The sequence below is a fragment of the Pseudomonas sp. WS 5410 genome (genome assembly GCF_012985645.1).
Lineage (GTDB): Bacteria > Pseudomonadota > Gammaproteobacteria > Pseudomonadales > Pseudomonadaceae > Aquipseudomonas > Aquipseudomonas shahriarae.
Map to the genome: position 1 here is coordinate 42,977 of NZ_JAAQWS010000027.1, position 16,868 is coordinate 59,844.

Annotated in this window: 12 protein-coding genes; 6 read left to right on the forward strand and 6 right to left on the reverse strand. The window is 63.4% G+C overall.

Features of this window, described 5'->3' with window-relative positions; genetic code table 11:
* Positions 1–18 precede the first annotated feature (18 nt).
* The 5 genes from HBO24_RS26915 to HBO24_RS26935 are packed head-to-tail and all read left to right on the forward strand — an operon-like array spanning position 19 to position 5,948.
* Complete coding sequence (locus HBO24_RS26915) at positions 19–1,233, forward strand: glycosyltransferase family 4 protein (RefSeq protein ID WP_170060694.1); 1,215 nt, start codon at positions 19–21, stop codon at positions 1,231–1,233.
* Positions 1,224–2,327, forward strand: coding sequence for a glycosyltransferase family 1 protein (locus HBO24_RS26920; RefSeq protein ID WP_170060695.1), 1,104 nt, complete (start codon positions 1,224–1,226; stop codon positions 2,325–2,327). The genes HBO24_RS26915 and HBO24_RS26920 overlap by 10 nt, the downstream gene beginning before the upstream one ends.
* Positions 2,327–3,724: an O-antigen ligase family protein gene (locus HBO24_RS26925; RefSeq protein ID WP_057959056.1), complete on the forward strand. Its 1,398-nt coding sequence runs from the start codon at positions 2,327–2,329 to the stop codon at positions 3,722–3,724. The genes HBO24_RS26920 and HBO24_RS26925 overlap by 1 nt, the downstream gene beginning before the upstream one ends.
* Positions 3,721–4,542 carry an acyltransferase gene (locus HBO24_RS26930; protein ID WP_057439120.1) on the forward strand — a complete coding sequence of 274 codons (822 nt, stop codon included), beginning with the start codon at positions 3,721–3,723 and terminating at the stop codon, positions 4,540–4,542. The genes HBO24_RS26925 and HBO24_RS26930 overlap by 4 nt, the downstream gene beginning before the upstream one ends.
* Entirely contained in the window at positions 4,542–5,948 is a 1,407-nt protein-coding gene (locus HBO24_RS26935) for a lipid II flippase MurJ (RefSeq protein ID WP_115127903.1), read from the forward strand. The genes HBO24_RS26930 and HBO24_RS26935 overlap by 1 nt, the downstream gene beginning before the upstream one ends.
* 479 nt (positions 5,949–6,427) lie before the next feature.
* Here HBO24_RS26935 and HBO24_RS26940 read toward each other — a convergent pair whose 3' ends face one another.
* The 6 genes from HBO24_RS26940 to HBO24_RS26965 all read right to left on the reverse strand — a co-directional run bounded on the left by HBO24_RS26940 (position 6,428) and on the right by HBO24_RS26965 (position 14,291).
* Complete coding sequence (locus HBO24_RS26940; protein WP_170060696.1) at positions 6,428–8,848, reverse strand: TonB-dependent siderophore receptor; 2,421 nt, start codon at positions 8,846–8,848, stop codon at positions 6,428–6,430.
* A gap of 82 nt (positions 8,849–8,930) precedes the next feature.
* Entirely contained in the window at positions 8,931–9,890 is a 960-nt protein-coding gene (locus tag HBO24_RS26945) for a FecR family protein (RefSeq protein ID WP_115127901.1), read from the reverse strand.
* Entirely contained in the window at positions 9,887–10,402 is a 516-nt protein-coding gene (locus tag HBO24_RS26950) for a sigma-70 family RNA polymerase sigma factor (RefSeq protein ID WP_170060697.1), read from the reverse strand. Before HBO24_RS26950 ends, HBO24_RS26945 begins: the two co-directional genes overlap by 4 nt.
* A gap of 129 nt (positions 10,403–10,531) precedes the next feature.
* The gene (locus HBO24_RS26955) at positions 10,532–11,086 is read right to left on the reverse strand and encodes a DUF4174 domain-containing protein (RefSeq protein ID WP_170060698.1); all 555 of its coding nucleotides are present in this window, start codon (positions 11,084–11,086) and stop codon (positions 10,532–10,534) included.
* Positions 11,087–11,250: 164 nt separating this feature from the next.
* Entirely contained in the window at positions 11,251–11,883 is a 633-nt protein-coding gene (locus HBO24_RS26960) for a glutathione S-transferase (RefSeq protein WP_169961257.1), read from the reverse strand.
* A gap of 50 nt (positions 11,884–11,933) precedes the next feature.
* Positions 11,934–14,291 (reverse strand): DNA polymerase II, encoded by a 2,358-nt coding sequence (locus HBO24_RS26965; RefSeq protein WP_169961258.1) that lies wholly within the window; start codon positions 14,289–14,291, stop codon positions 11,934–11,936.
* Positions 14,292–14,520: 229 nt separating this feature from the next.
* On the opposite strand from HBO24_RS26965, the gene HBO24_RS26970 reads away from it, so the two are divergent.
* Complete coding sequence (locus HBO24_RS26970; RefSeq protein ID WP_170060699.1) at positions 14,521–16,743, forward strand: TonB-dependent receptor; 2,223 nt, start codon at positions 14,521–14,523, stop codon at positions 16,741–16,743.
* Positions 16,744–16,868: the final 125 nt, after the last annotated feature.

Consider the following 16,868-nt stretch of genomic DNA (forward strand, 5'->3'; position numbering starts at 1 on the left):
AGGCATGGAGAGCTGCACGTGAGAATCCTGTGGATTGTGCCCTATCTGCCGTGGCCGATGACCAGCGGCGGCAAGACCCGGCAGTACCATTTGCTGCGTACCTTGAGTGAGCGCGGGCATCGCATCACCTTGCTGGTGCAATCGAAGACGCCGGCCGATGCGGCTGTGCACGCGGCCCTGGAGCCCTTGCTCGAGCGCCTGATCGTGGTGCCGCGCCGCGCCCTGAAACACCCCATGACCCTGCTCGCCGGGGTGTTTGCGCCCTGGCCGCTGCTGACCACGGTCAACGGCCTGTCGCCGGTGTTGCAGGCGCGCTTTAGCGAACTGTTGAAGGAAACCTGGGATGTGATCCAGGTCGAGCACAGCTACAGCCTGCAACCGTACTTCACCCTCTTGCAGCAGCAAGCGCGGGATTTCGTGCTCACCGAGCACAACCTGGAATCGAGCCTGGGCGGCGCCACCTATGACCGCTTTCCAAAATGGGCCGCGCCGTTCGCGCGCTACGACCAGTGGCGCTGCCAGCAGTGGGAGCGCAAGGCGTTTGACGCGGCGTGCCATGTGGTTGCCGTGACCCAGGCCGATGCCCAGGCTATCGGGCAACTGACCACGACCCCGGTGAGCGTGGTGGTCAATGGGGTCGACAGCCGGGCCTTCAGCGACGTCAGCGCCGACCCGCAGAGCCAGCGCCTGTTGTTTGTCGGCAACTACGAATACGCGCCGAACCTGGACGCGGTGCAGTGGCTGCTCGACGACATCTTCCCGCGGGTCTGGTTGCAATGCCCCAACGCCCGCCTGGCGGTGGCCGGCTTCGGCTTGCCCGCACACTGGCGCGAGCGCTGGGCGGACGATCGTATTGAATGGCAGGGTTTTGTTCCCGACCTCACCGCTTTGCAGCGCCGCTGTGCAGGGTTTGTCGCCGCGCTGCGCCATGGCGGCGGCTCCAAACTCAAAGTGCTGGAGGCAATGGCAGCCGGCCTGCCGCTGGTGAGCACCGCCCAGGGTGTGTCCGGGCTGGCGGTTGAGCCGCAGGTGCATTACCTGGCCGGCGAAAGCGCCGAGGCCCTGGCCGATGGGATTGTGCGCCTGCTGGACGAACCGACGCTGGCCCGGCAACTGGCGCAGGCTGCGCGCGACTATGCGCGCAACCATCACGACTGGGCGGTGGCCGGTAATGAACTGGAGCAGATCTACCGCACCTTGCCCACCCAACAGGAGCCTCAAGCATGCGCGTAGCCCTGGATTACCGCCCGGCCACGGTCGCGCCTTCGTCGGGCATCGCCCGCCAGGTGCTGGCCCTGGAACACGCCTTGCGCGCCCGGGACAACACTGAAGTGGTGCTGTTTACCGAAGCGCCGCTTGATCATCCCCAGCGCGACACGGCGGTTTGCCCGGCCTGGGCCAGCCCCCTGGAGGGCCTGCAACGGCCTCAGGTGCGCTGGCGCTTCGAGCGCGGCTTCCTGCCCCGGGAAATCCACCAACAGCAGATCGACCTGTACATCGCCACGGCCAACATGGGCCTGCCCTTGTGCCGCAAACCCGCCGGCACCCGCTATGTGCTGGTGCTGCATGATCTGTTTCAACTAACCCACCGCAACTTCCATCGCTCCCGCCTCAAGGCCCTGGCCTACCGCCTGATCGACGGCGCGTCGATTGCCTGGTCGGTGTGGCAAGCCGACCGGGTGTGGTGCCCGTCGCAGTTCTCGTGCGATGAGGCTGCGCGCCTGTTTCCCTGGGCGCGGGCCAAGTTCCGCGTGTTGAATAACCTGGTGCCGGAGTTCACCGAGGCCCCCGAGCCGTTGCCCGAAGGCATTCCGCCGCGCTACTGGCTGGTGGTGGGTACCCGTGAGCCGCGCAAAAACATGGCGTTTTTCCTGGCGCAATGGCAGGCCAGCCGCGCCCAGGACCCGAACGTGCCCGACCTGGTACTGGTCGGCCACGGCAGCGATGTGCCGGCGTCCCTGGGCGAGTTGCCCGGCCTGCATTGGCGCAGTGGCTTGTCCGACGGCCAGTTGCAGGCGCTGTACCGGCATGCCGCGTACCTGTGGCAGCCGTCCTATGCCGAGGGGTTTGGTTTGCCGGTGGTGGAAGCGCTGAGTGTCGGCACGCCGGTCGCGGTTGCCCGTGGCTCGGCCCTGGATGAAGTGGCGCCGCCCACCGCACAGCGTTTTGCCCCCGACGACGCCGGTCAACTGCAAACGTTGATGGTGTCACTGGCTGCACCGGGGGGCACGGTCGACCCCGAACTGCAACGCACATGGGCCCGGCAATTTGCCGAACCGGCCTATCGCCTGCGCCTGGATAAACTGCTCAAGGAATTGAACCGCTAATGCTGCCAGGAAAACTCGTTAGCCTGCTCCTGGGCCTGGTCTTCGGCGGCCTGCTGTTGGCACTGCCGCCGATGAAGGTCTTTATGATCGTGGTCGGCCTGGGCGTGGCGCTGACCCTGATCCGCAAACCGCTGTGGGGCTTGCTGATCTTTGCCGTCTTGGCCACCAGCATTCCCTACACCACCTTGCAACTGGGGATCCGCACCACCATCAGCGAGGCGGTGCTGGGCCTGACCTGGGCCGGGGTGTTCTGGCAATCGTTTATCGGCAAGACCCGCGGTTTCATGGTCTGGCGCCCCACGGAACGGGCGTTGATGTGGCTGATGCTGTTCAGCACCATACCGTTTATCTGGGGCATGATCATCATCCACGCCGAGGGCAACGGCCCGGTGAACTGGGTGCGCTGGCTGATGAACCTGTCGCTGCTGTTTATCGTGCCGCTGCTGCTGCGCACCGATGCCGACCGCGACAAGGTGGTGGTCGCCCTGCTGCTGGGCAACCTGGCGATGCTGTTGCTGTCGATTTTCATGTTCCTCAAGACGCGCAACGCGATGTCGATGATCGACATTCTCACCGACCTCAAGTACGCCCACCCGGAGGCGGTGAAGGATATTTTCTCGGCCAACTACAAGCGCATGGCCTCGCCCTGGGTTCACCCGAACCTGACCGGTGGCGTGCTGGTGCTGTTTATCCCGCTGGCGCTGTTCTACGGCTGGACCCGCACCGGCTGGCGCCGCGCCCTGGGCCTGGCGGTGGCGGTACTGGGTTGCGCCGGCCTGCTGCTGAGTATCTCCCGGGGCGCGATTGTGGCCCTGGCGCTGATCCTGATCTGGCTGACCTACAAGCGCGTGCCTCACAGCGGGCGGATCATCGGTATCGGCGCGGCTTTTGTGATCGCCCTGGTGCTGTTCTATCCGCCGCTGCAGGACCGTTTGATGACGATGTTCTCGACCACCAACGCCAGTACCGAGATCCGTTTCGACGAGTACGCCGGGTTCCCCGATGTAATGGCCAAGTACCCGTTGGGGATCGGTTTCAAAATCGACCCACCGGTGCCGGGCAGCAACTTGTTGGGGATTTCCAACCTGTGGCTGAACTTCATCTACAAGATTGGTATTCCGGGGATGCTGCTGTTCATCGCCGTCACCGTATTGTGGTGGCGTGAAGTGCGACCGCTGGGCATGGTGCGCAAGGTCACCGCCGACAACGCCCTGTGGCTGGGTTGCGTGTGCGGCGTGCTGGCGGCGCTGCTGACCGGGATTTTCGACCACTACTTCAGCTTCACCTTTGTATTGATCGCGCTGTTTTGGCTGTTGATGGGCATCAGCCTGCAACAGGTGCGCCTGAGCCCGACCATTACTGCTCCTGTTTCCGTGCCAAAGGATGACCGACCATGAAACATCGCACTATTCACTCCCCCGACCTGCGTGACCGCCTGCCCGCCCTGGCCAGCGAACTCGGTGCAAGCCTGGAAGACTTGCAGGACGGCCTGGCCTGGTGCCTGGCCAACGAGGTGGTTTTTGAAGAGGGCGAAGGCGAGAACAAGCGCTTCTGGATGACCTCTTTCGATGTGGAGCCGACCATCGAGCATCCGGTGGCACGTCGGCTGTTCCATCGCATGAAACAGGATATCCCGGCGCAGTTCCTGCCGATTTATGGCAAGAACTGGGCTACCCTCAAGGACCGCTGGCGCAGTGCCTGGGACATGGCCTACAACATCCTGATCAACAAGATCCCCAGCCACCACATACGCATCGGCTGGCTGCGCCTGGGCGGCGCGAAGATCGGCAAGGGGTCGAGCCTGTGGCGCAACACTGAGGTGCTGGGCATCCACAACCTGAGGGTCGGCGACGACACGGTGATCGGCTGGCATTGCCAGGTGGATGCACGCTCTGGGCTGGTAATCGGCAACCATGTGGCGATTGCCTCCCATGTGCTGATCATCGCCGGCAGCCATGACTTGCAGGCGCCGGAGTTCTGGTCGATTTCCGGGGCGATTTATATCGACGACTATGTGTGGATCGGCAGCCGTGCGCTGATCGGTTTCGGCACCCACCTGTGCGAAGGCTCGGTGGTGACTGCCAATACCGTGGTGGCGAAAACCGTCGCGCCGTACAAAATTGTCGGCGGCACCGGTGCCAAAGTCATGGGCGAACGCGTTCGGGGGCTGAACTACAAGGTGGGTGGCAAGGGCCTGTTCACCCTGTTCCACTGATGTTTGGCAGCACCCTGTGGCTGACCCTGGCGACCCTCGCCGGGCTGGTGGCCGGCTTTGCCCGGGAATGGCTGCTGGTCGCAGCCTGGGGTGCGGGCAGCCGCAGCGACGGGTTTCTGGTGGCGGTGTTTTTGCCCGAGGCGCTGCGCATGACCCTGGCCGCCGGTTTGCTCGCCGCTGCGGCCCTGCCCCTCTATCAACAACGGGATGCGCAACGCCAGCAAGCCTGGTTGGCCAGCCTGTCGCCGCGCCTGCTCGGCGTCGGCCTGGGCCTGTTCGCCCTGCTGGCCCTGGGCGCGCCGCTGTGGGTACGCCTGATCGGCCCGGGGCTGGACGCCGCCGCCCACGACCAGGCCGCCGCCAATCTGCGCTGGCTGGCCGCCTGTGCACCGGGGCTGGTGATGCATGGCCTGTTCAGTATTCCGTTGCAGGCGCGCCAGCGCTTTGTGCTGCCGGGGCTGGGCTCGCTGCTGTTCAACCTGCCGCCGGTGCTGTACCTGTTTATCCGCGGCACGGCCAGCGACAGCGCGGAACTGGCAATGTGTTTTTTTGCCGGCAGTGTGTTGATGTGCCTGCCCTTGCTGGCACCGGTCTGGTCGTTCGGCTGGCGCCCCTGGCAAGTCAAGGGTGATGCCCTGGCCGGTCGCGAACTGCTGGGGCGTATCGGTCCGCTGTTGGCGAGCAATCTCGCCAGCCAGGGCCTGGCCTTGCTCGAACGGCTGATCGCCAGCTACCTGGGCGAAGGTGCGGTGACCTGGGTCAACCTGGCGCGCAAGCTGATCAACCTGCCGCTGATTGCGCTGATGAGCCTCAACCAGGTATTGCTGGGGATGATGAGCGGTGAACAAGGCCAACAACGCCTGGCCTTGCTGCGCCGTGGCCTGGACGCCGCCACCCTGCTGAGCCTGCCCGCCGCCCTCGGCCTGATTGGCGCCAGCCCGGTGCTGATTCACCTGCTGATGCCCGCGCAAAGCGCCGACGGCCCGCTGCCCGCCCTGCTCGCCTGGTTCGCCACACCCCTGGTGTTCGGCGCCTGGAACGCCATGCTCGCACGCTATGCCTACGCCAGCGGCGACACACGCCTGCCACTCAAATGTGAACTGCTGGGCAGCCTGGTCAACGCCGGCCTGCTGGTCTTACTGCCGTACTTCTTCGGCCTGCCAGGCATTGCCTTGGCGGCCCTGGGTGGGGTGATCGTCACCAACCTGCTGCTGATGCAACGCCAACACCTGCTCGGGCAACTGGGCTGGCCGTTGCAGTGGGGCTTGAGTGTGGTGTTGCTGGGCGTGGCGGCGCTGGTGCTGCACCCGCTGCATAACGATGGCTGGCAGCTGGGCTTAAGTACCTTGGCGGGCGCCGGGGTACTGGTGGGATTGGGGCTGTGGTTCAAGCCGTGGAAGGCTTGAGCTGCGAAAGCAAAGGCATAGCAAAAGCCAGCGCGCGGAGGTGCTGACTGCGATGGTGGTGTGTCAGCTAGCAGAAACAGTGCCTGGACCACCGCTATCGCGGGCAAGCCCGCTCCCACAGGGGGGTTCTGCCGGGCATAGAGTTTTGGCCATACCACCGTTCAAATGTGGGAGCTGGCTTGCCTGCGATGGCGGTGTGTCAGCTAGCAGAAATGGTGCCTGAACTACCGCTATCGCGGGCAGCCCGCTCCCACAGGGGGGTTCTGCCGGGCATAGAGTTTTGGCCACACCACCGTTCAAATGTGGGAGCTGGCTTGCCTGCGATGGCGGTGTGTCAGCTAGCAGAAATGGTGCCTGAACTACCGCTATCGCGGGCAAGCCCGCTCCCACAGGGGGGGCTCTGCCGGGCATAGAGTTTTGGCCATACCACACTGCGAATGTGGGAGCTGGCTTGCTCCCACCGGGGATAGTGGGCAGGTCTAGAAGTCGTACTTGACGCTGGTCATCAGGTTGCGCGGCGCACCATACATCCCATGGTTACCGGCATAGCTGAAATACTCACGGTCAAACAGGTTGTTGAGGTTGACCGACGTACTCAACTGCGGCGTCACGTCGTAGCGCAGCAGCAGGTTGGTGATGGCGTAGCTGCCCTGGCTGAATGTGTGCAGGTCCTCACCAACCTTGCTCTGCCAGTTCACCCCGCCGCCAACCGTCACTTTGTTCAAGGCCCCCGGCAGACGGTAAGTGGTGAAGGTTTTCAGGCTCTGGCGCGGCAAGGTGGTGACGATGCGTTTGTCGTCGGCATCGGTACTGACCGCATAGGCGTAGCCCGCGGAGGCTTGCCAGCCTTCAGCCAACTCACCGTTGAGTTCCAGCTCGACGCCCTCGGTAGTGGTGCCCTTCTCGTTGCGATAAGTATTGCCGCCCGGGGTGTCGATCCAGATCGCCAGGTTGTCCTGTTCCAGCTTGAACAGCGCCAGGCTGGTGTTGAGTTTTTCGTCGAAGAAACTGCCCTTCAAGCCCAACTCGTAGCCCTTGCCTTCCATGGGTTCCAGGGCCTTGTTGTTGATATCGCGCACCCAACTGGCCTGGGGATTGAAGATCTTGGTGTAGCTGGCATAAGCCGACCAGTTGTCAGTCAGGTCGTAGACCACGCCGGCATAGGGAATGTACACGCCGGTTTCCGACTCATCGGTGCGGGTGGCGACGCCGCCGTAGGGGCTGTCTGCGGTTTCGCGCTTCCAGTCGATGACACGGCTGCCGAGGATCACGCTCAGGTCGTCGGTCATGCGCAGGCGGGTACTCAGGTAAGCGGCGTATTGGCTTTCATCCACCGAGGATTTGCCGGTCACCGGGAAGTCCGGCTTGGCCGAGTGCCCGTCCCAGTTGAACAGGTTGTCGATGGCGCCTGCCGGGGAGCCGGAATACGCGTAGTTCCAGCCGCCATGGCTGGGCACGTTTTCCTTGTATTTGGACAGAGTCACGCCGGCGATCAATTCGTGCTCGCGGCCCAGCAGGTCGAACGGCCCGGTGGCGTATAGGTCGAGGTTGTCCTGGCGCGGCGTACCGGAGAAGCGCACCGGCAACTGCGTGGTGCCGCTGCCATCGCTGTTGAGGCTGCCGTTGACGTAGTTGAACACCTCATCGAACTTGTTTTGCGAATGGGTGAACTCGGCCTTGGCGCTCCAGCCGCTGTCGAACTTCTGCTCAATGGAGGTAAAGAAGCTGGTCTGCTCATGGTCGTTATAGGACCAGGCCGGCGCAGTATTCAGGGAGCGGCTGAGGTTGCTGCGCGAACCGTCGGTAAAGCGCGTAGGCAAACCGGAGCGCGCCGGGGCATCGACGTCGGTACGCAGGTAGCTGAAGCCCAGGGTCAACAAGGTGTCTTCGGTCAGGTCGAATTCAGTGATGCCGTACAGCAATTGGGTCTGCTGCTTGTAGCGGTCGACCCAGGCATGTTCGGTCTTGTAGTCGGCCACCAGGCGCCCGCGCACGTTGCCGGTTTCGGTCAGCGGGCCGGACACGTCGAGGCCACTGCCGTAGCGGTCCCAGTTGCCCGCTTCAGCAGTGACACTGGCCCGCGCCTCGGCCGTCGGGCGCTTGCGGATCAGGTTGATGGTGGCCGAGGGGTTGCCCATGCCGCTGATCAAACCGGTGGCGCCGCGCACCACTTCCACCCGGTCGTACATCGCCATGCTCTGGGTGTAGTTGTCCATGCGCGCAACGGTAGGCACACCGTCGATTTCGAAGTTCTGGATCTGGAAACCACGGGAGAAATAGCTATCGCTTTCCGCCCCCAGGCCATCACGCAACACGATGATGCCGGGGGTGGCATCCAGGGTATCCGACAGGTTGGTCAGGCGCTGGTCATCCAGGCGCTGGCGGGTCATGACGGTCAGCGATTGCGGGGTTTCCCTCGGGGTCAGGTTCAGGCGGGTGGAGCTGCTGGACGACTGCGTGGTGTAGGAACCGGTGCCTTCGGTGGTCGACCCCGGCGCCTTGCCGGAGATCGACACGGTACCCAGTTGCAATGCGCCGTCGGTAGGCCGGGGCTCCAGGGAATAGTTACCGCCACTGCCGCGCACGGCTTGCAACGAGCTGTTACTGAGCAGGATCGCCAGGCCGCTGTCGAGATCATGCCGCCCTTGCAGGCCCGGGCTGGTCTGCCCTTGCGTGAGCGCGGCCGGGTAGGACAGCAGGATCTGCGCAGCCTGGCCAAACTGGTTCAACGCGCCGGCCAGTGAGCCTGGGGCAATATCGAACTCCTGCTGTGGCGCGGCCATGGCCCAGGCCGGCGCCAACAGCAGCGGCGCAGCCACGCCGAAGCTGGCGATGCCACGGACGACGGCCACGGCCAGTGATTTTTTCAGTGTTGCCCGGATGGTGCGTTGCGGGTGCATGCCCTGTTCCCCAGATAAGTGAGTGTCTGGGGATACAAGTCTCGTGAGATTCGGAAACGGACCACCTGCATGCGAAATAAATTCATACCTGCGCCCGCCGCGGTTTCAACGTCACCCATAAGCGCGTGAAATGCTGCACATCCAGCTTGAGGGTCTGTTGCAGCGCCACCAGAATGCGGTCGGTGTCGGCCAGTGGATAGGTGCCAGACACCCGCAGTTCGCGCACGCTCGGGTCACAGTCCAGATGCCCGCGCCGGTAGCGGCTCAGTTCCTTGAGGAAGTCTTCCAGACGCAGGCCCTCAGCGACGATCATGCCGCGGCTCCAGGCCAGTTCGCCGGCGCGCTGGGGGCGCCGCGCCAGCAGGGTCTGCGGGTCAAAGCTGATGATTTCGCCGGGTTGCAGGCTCAGGTTGCGCGCTGGAATCTGCGCCGCCAGCGGCTGCTGGTCAGCCCCCAACTGGGTAAAACCCTCACGCTGGCGCACGCTGAAGCGACCGCCTGTGACATGGATCAGGCCTTCGGCGGTTTTCACCCACAGCGGGCGGGCGTCCAACGGGTTGGGCAGCACCAGGATCTCCCCGCGCAACAGGTGGATCTGGCGCTGCTCGGGGCGGTAATTCACATCGACGGCGGTGTCGGTATTGAGCTGGATTTCGCTGTTGTCCGCCAGTTCGATGCGCCATTGCTCACCGACCGAGGTGCTGAAATCGCTGGTCCAGGGTTGCAGCAGGCCGGCGTCCCGGGCGGTCCACGCCACACTGCCGGCCGCCAGCAACAGGGCCAGGTTTTTAATCACCCGACGCCGGGATATCGCCGGCGACAGGGTGGCGCTGACCAGCGCCTGGTGTGCCGGGTCGCGCACCTCGTGCATACGCTGGAAAAATCGCTGGGAATGCTGCCAGGCCTGCTCGTTGAGCGGATCCAATTGGCGCCACGCCAGCCACTGGGCGCGGGTCTGTTCGGTGACATCCGGCGCCTGCAACTCCAATTGCCAGTGCATGGCCTGCTCGGCGGCTTCCAGGGTCAGGGGCAACGGATTCATGGGCGCTGGCTGTCGAGCACAATGCACTGGGCGCCGGCCTTGACGATGTAGCGCTTGACCGTGGTGATGCTGGTGCCCAGGCGCTCGGCAATCTCGCCGTGGCTCAAGCCGTCGAGTTGCGACCAGAGGAAGGCCTGGCGCACCGGTAATGCCAGGCGGCTGAGCACTTCGTCGAGGGCCATCAGGGTTTCCAGGAGCAGCCACTGCGTTTCGGCGCTGGGCGCCACGTCTTCCGGTAACAGCGCCAGGGCTTGCAGGTAGGCCTTTTCCAGCTTTTGCCGACGAAAGTGATTGGACAACACGCTTTGTGCGACTTTCGCCAGAAAGCTGCGGGGCGCCTGGACTTCAAGGGGTTGGTTCTTGGCCAGAAGACGCAGGAACGTGTCCTGGGCCAGGTCGGCGGCGCTCTGCGAACAGTTCAGGCGACGCCACAGCCAGTGCTGCAGCCAGCGATGTTGCTGCTGATACAGCGTGGACAGGTCAGTAGGGCTTGTCGCAGGGGTCGGGGGCATGGAGGGCGCGCGCAGAAGGTAAGCCGTAAATGATAACGGTTATCATATGCTTCATGGCGCAATGCCTGCAAGTGCCATACGACTTGTAGGGATCGCTGGCACCTCCCCTGTAGGTGCCAGCGAGGAGCATCAATCTTCCAGCGGTTGCGGCGCGTGCTTGCCAGGCTTGGCTTTGGCGCCAGGCTTGCTCGCTGCCGGGGCGGCGGGTTCAGGCTCGGCGGGGGCGGCGGCTTCTTTTTCTGCCATGGGCATCTTGTCGACAGCCGCAAAGAACTCTGCAAGGTCAAGGGAATCGGGTGGCACAGTCTTTTCGACTTTCTTCTCGCCGTCCTTGCCCACCAGGATTACTTTGGTGCCGGCACTGGCCCCCAGCTTCAAGGCGCGGATCAACGCATTGGTGTCCTGGGCGCCGAGGTCCTTGCCGTCACGCTGGCCGACGGTGCCGATGCTCGTGTAGTTCACGGTGTAGAGCACCATGTTGCGCTCTGTGAACTTCTGTTTGTTCTCAGGCTGTTCAAGATCTTTCTTGAGCTGGACCTGAGTCGGGTCTATGGAGCTGGGTGCAATCACGATCAGCGGGCGGAATTTGCCTTGATCCTGTTCCAGCGGGCCTCGGTTATCCGCAGCCAACAACGGCCCCGTAAACGCCATCAAGGTAGCCAGGGTCAGCGACCGGACGAGCATGCGTACCTCCTTCCAATTCCATGCAGAGTTTTTGAGTTTCATGTCTGCGACAGTCAATTTCAAGGATGATTCCTACGCGACTATCAGAAAGAGTAGGCCAGGACGCCCGTGACGCAAGGGCTCGAGGTGCTTCGAGGCTCATTGTTTCTTCTGATTGCCAAGGCTCACTCCTCAGGCCAATCCGGCCAGTGCCAGGCGAACACCGGGGCCACCTGCGGGTCGGCGTCCACCTGCGCCAGGGCCTGGGCGCATGCAGGGTGGGAGTGTCGCAGGACGTCGCGTCCCCCCTCCCAGCGGGACACCGCCGCCGCCATGATGCCCAGGGCATTGGGCAGCCCCTGCGGGGTAAAGAGTTGCCCGGCAAATTGCTCGGCAAATACCTGCCAGGTCCGGTGCAGTTTCTGCTGGGTGCCCGCGATCAGTTGCGCCTGCACCGTCTCGTCGGCGTCGGCGAGAAAGCGTTGCGGGTAGTCGATGATGGTGATCGCCGAGTAGCAGTTGGCGGCGATATACACCAGGCCGCGAATGATCTGCGCACGGTGACCGGACAGCAAGTCGCTGGCCGGATACGCCAGGCCCAGGTGGATCAGGATCGCCGCGCTTTCCGTCAACACGCTGCCGTCGGGCAGTTGCAGGGTGGGGATCTGCCGCAGCGGGTTGATCTGCCCAAGGGCCTCAATCCCCGCCCCATCACCCCAGGGGCTGGCATCGACCTGCTGCCACGGCACGCCGCAGCGTTGCAGGGCGATTTCGACGATGCATGAACCAGAACTCTGCGTGCCGTAGAGCGTGTACATGGGCATTGCTCCTGGAGACTCAGCGTCCAGAGTGAAACGTTTTCCCGGGGTTAAAACAAGCCCATCTGACCACCGACCAGGGTGCTGAAATCATCATCGACAAACGGCAGGATCGCATCGGCCACCGGCTGCAATTGCCGGGTGACGTAGTGGTCGTAGTCAATTGGCGCCTGGCGCACTTCCAGGGGCTCGGGGCCGTTGACGGTGATCACGTAGCGAATCCAGCCACCGTTCTGATACTGGCGTGGGCGGCCCTGGCGGTCGTTGTATTCATCCGCCAGGCGCGCGGCCCGCACATGGGGCGGCACGTTGCGCTCGTAGTCGCCCAGTTGCCGGCGCAGGCGTTTGCGGTAGATCAGCAGCTCATCGAACTCGCCACTGAGGGTGCGGCGCACGTAGTCACGCACATAATCCTGGTGGGGCTGGCGGTGGAAGATGCGCTGGTACAACTCCTGCTGGAATTGGCGGGCCAGGGGCGACCAGTCGCTACGCACAGTCTCCAGGCCTTTGTAGATCATCTCTTCACTGCCATCGGCACGGCTCACCAAGCCGGCATACCGTTTCTTGCTACCCTCCTCCGCCCCGCGAATGGTCGGCATCAGGAAGCGGCTGAAGTGGGTTTCGTATTGCAGTTCGAGGGCGCTTTGCAGGCCGAATTCGTTGTGCAGGCGTTCGCGCCACCATTGGTTGACGTGTTGCACCAGGTCCTGGCCGATGCGCGTGGCATCCTCCTGGGAATGGGCACTGCCGAGCCAGACAAACGTGGAGTCGGTATCGCCATAGATCACCTCATAACCCTGGGCTTCGACCAGTTCGCGGGTCTGGCGCATGATCTGATGACCGCGCAGGGTGATCGACGACGCCAGCCGCGTGTCGAAAAACCGACAGCCGCTGGAACCGAGCACGCCGTAGAAGGCATTCATGATGATCTTCAGGGCCTGGGACAACGGTGCGTTGTGCTCGCGCTTGGCCACCTCGCGGCCTTCGGAGACCCGCGCCACAATCGACGGCAGGCAATGCCGGGTGCGGGAAAAGCGCGCACCGCGAAAGCCTTCCACCGACTCGTTGTCGTCGGGGTGGCGCAGGCCTTCGATGAGGCCCACGGGGTCGATCAGGAAGCTGCGGATGATCGACGGATACAGACTTTTGTAGTCCAGCACCAGCACCGACTCGTACAGCCCCGGCCGCGAGTCCATGACAAAACCGCCGGGGCTGGCCTGGGGCGGCTTGTCCCCCAGGTTGGGCGCGACAAAGCCCTGGCGATGCATCAGCGGCATGTACAAGTGGGTGAACGCCGCCACCGAACCACCGTTGCGATCCGCCGGCAGGCCGGTGACGCTGGCCCGCTCCAGAAGAAACTTGAGCAGCTCGGTCTTTGCGAAAATCCGCGTCACCAGCTCGCAGTCCTTGAGGTTATAGCGCGCCAGGGCGGGCTTGTCCTCGGCGAACATGCGGTTGATCTCGTCCATGCGCTGGTAGGGCGTGGAGATCGACTTGCCTTCCCCCAGCAGGGTCTGGGCGACGTTTTCCAGGCTGAATGACTCAAAGGTCCAGGTCGCCGAGCGCAGGGCCTCGATACCATCAATGATCAGCCGGCCGGCAGCGGCGGCGAAGTAATGGTTGCGGCTTCCGTGCTCGCGCCAGGCCATGGCCTCGCCGCCACGGCCGAGCAGCAATGGCACGTTAAGGCGTTGGGCATGCTCGTGGAGGACCCGCAGGTCGAACTGCACCAGGTTCCAGCCGATGATCGCGTCAGGGTCGTGTTGCCCCAGCCACTGGTTGAGGCGCTCCAGCAGTTGGGCACGGCTGTCGCAGTATTCGAGCTTGAAATCCACCGCGCAGGTTTTGTTCGGCGGGCCGAGCATGTACACCTGGCGCTCGCCACAACCTTCCAGGGCGATGGAGTACAGCTCGCCGCGCGCGGTGGTTTCGATATCCAGCGACACCAGTTTCAATGCCGGGCGGTAGTCGGGCGCGGGCTTCATCTGCGCCTCCAGCAACATCCCGCCCTCGCCGGGGGTGCCGTCAAATGCCACCGGCGCGGTGATGAAGCGCTCCATCATATAGCGCTCGGGCGGGCGCACATCGCCTTCGTAGACATCCACGCCGGCCTGGCGCAGGCGTTTTTCCAGGTCCATCGCCTGGCGATGCTGACGGGTATAAAGGCCCAGGACCGGGCGGTGGTGGAAATCACACAGTTGCAGCGGGCGCAGTTCCACGTCGCGCTCGCCCTTGAGCACCCGTTGCGCGTGCTCGCGGTGGGCCAGCGGAATAAACATCACCGAAGGCTGTACCGGTAGACGGATATACCGCGGCCCCTGGTCGGTCGCCAGCCAGAAGCTGACCTCCGTGCCCGCCGGGGTGTCGCGCCAATGCCGGGTCAGGACAAAACCCTGCTGTAAATCCACCTTGCCGCACCTCAGGAATCTCTTTCAGGGCGCGATTCTACTCGGCATCCGCCATCAGGCCTTAATAGAAATTTCTGGCCTTCAGAAAAGTCATACATCACAAATCAGTTTGTGAAATATCATTTAGCATTTATTATCATTTGCACTGGAGTCGTATTCGCGCAGCGAGGAAGCGCAACGTTGTTGCCCCCTCTTTCCTCACACTGACGCTTCGCCGTCCGGATCGACCATGCCGACTTGTACTCGCCCGACCCTGCTCGCCCTGTGCTGCTCCCTGAGCTTCACGGCCCATAGCGCCCCTCAACCCGCCCCGCAGAATGCGAACGACAGTCAGGCTGGCCAGGCCCTGGAGCTGGGTGCGACCAGCATCAGCGCCGAGAGCATCATGCCCGGCTCCCTGCCCCCGGTGTACGCCGGCGGCCAGGTCGCACGCGGTGGGCAGTTGGGGGTGCTGGGCAACCAGGACATCATGGATGTGCCGTTCAGCATGGCCTCCTACACCGAACAACTGATCCGCGACCAACAGGCCGAGACCGTGGGCGATGTACTGCTCAACGATTCGTCCGTGCGCCAGGCTTCGGGTTATGCCAACCAGTCGCAATTGTTCGTGATTCGTGGCTTGCCACTGAATGGCGATGATATTTCCTACAACGGCCTCTACGGCATCCTACCCCGGCAGATCATGTCCACCGACGCCCTGGAGCGGGTGGAAGTGTTCAAGGGCCCGAACGCCTTTATCAACGGGGTAACACCCTCCGGCTCCGGCATCGGCGGCGGCGTGAACCTGCAACCCAAGCGCGCCGACGATGTACCTCTACGCCGCTTCAGCACCGATATCAGCAGTGAGGGCCGGATTGGCCAGCACCTGGATATCGGTCAGCGCTTTGGCGAGGACAATCGTTTTGGTGCGCGGGTGAACCTCTCGCAACGTGAGGGCGATACCGCCACCGATAATGAAAACCAGCGCTCCAAGCTGTTTGCCGCAGGCCTGGATTACCGGGGCGATGCATTACGCCTGTCGGGGGATTTCGCGTATCAGAAACAGCGCGTCAATGGCGGGCGCAACTCGGTGTTCCTCGGATCCTTGGTGACCCATGTACCCGACGCCCCGTCGGCCGACACCAACTACGCGCCGCGCTGGAGTGCGACCAATATTGAAGACACCCTGGGCATGCTGCGCGCCGAGTACGATCTGAACGACAACTGGACCGCCTACGCGGCGGGCGGTGCCAAGCACACACGGGAGATGGGCCAGTACTCCTCGGTGACCATCAACGACAACCTGGGCAATGCCCAGAGCAGCGCCTCGACCATCGCCCACGAAGAAGACAACAGCAGCGCCATGGCCGGCTTGAAGGGCAATTTCCAGACCGGGCCGGTGAGCCACCGCCTGAATTTCGGCCTGGCCGGGATCTGGACCGAGGCGCGCAACGCCTATGTGTTCGACAGCGCCAAGACCAGCACCAATATCTACAACCCGGTAACCGGCGCCGAACCGCGCCTGAACAACCCGCGCAACGCCCCTGGCACCGACTTCAGCGACCCGACCATCACCGCCAAGACCTTCATGCGCAGCGCGGCGGTGTCCGACACCGTGGGTTTTATCGATGATCGCTTGTTGGTCACCCTGGGCCTACGCCATCAGCAAATGGTGGTGCAGGGCTACAACTATATGAGCGGCAGCCGCACGGCCAACTACGATCAGTCGATCACCACACCGGTGTACGGCATTGTGTTCAAGCCTTGGGAGCATGTGTCGCTGTATGCCAATCGGATTGAAGGTTTGGCCAAGGGCCCGACCGCGCCGGAGAAATTAGGTATTCGCACGGTGACCAACGGTGGCCTGGTGTATGCCCCAGCACGCTCCAAGCAGATCGAGGCCGGGGTCAAGGTTGACATGGGCACCTACGGCGCGACCCTGGGCGTGTATCGCATCGAGCAGCCCGGCGCCGGCTACACCCAGATCATCGATGCCACCACCGCACGCTTCGTGCGTGAGGGCGAGCAAATCAACAAAGGCGTGGAGCTCAACGTATTCGGTGAACCGCTGGCCGGCCTGCGTTTGCTCGGCGGTGTGACGGTGATGAAAACCGAGCTCAAGGGCACCCAGAACGGCGCCAATGACGGCAACCGCGCGATTGGCGTGCCGTCGTTCCAGCTCAATGCCGGGGTGGATTGGGATGTGCCGGGCCTGCAAGGCGTAACCCTCAACGGGCGCCTGCTGCGTACCGGCGGGCAGTACGTGGATGCCGCCAACAAGCTCAGCTTGCCGGCCTGGAACCGCTTTGATCTGGGCGCACGCTACAACTTCAAAGTGGACCAGCGCGACGTCACCCTGGGACTGACCGTGGACAATGTGGCCAATACCAAATACTGGCAATCGGCAATGGGCGGCTACCTGACCCAGGGCGATCCACGGGTGGCCAAGCTGTCGGCGAGCATCGAGTTCTAACCGGCACTTTACTCAAGGCAGCAAAGGTCAAAGGTGGGAGCTGTCGAGCCCGGCGAGGCTGCGATGGCGGTGGGTCAGTCACCATCAATGCTGGCAGTGCCGCCGCCATCGCAGCCTCGCCGGGG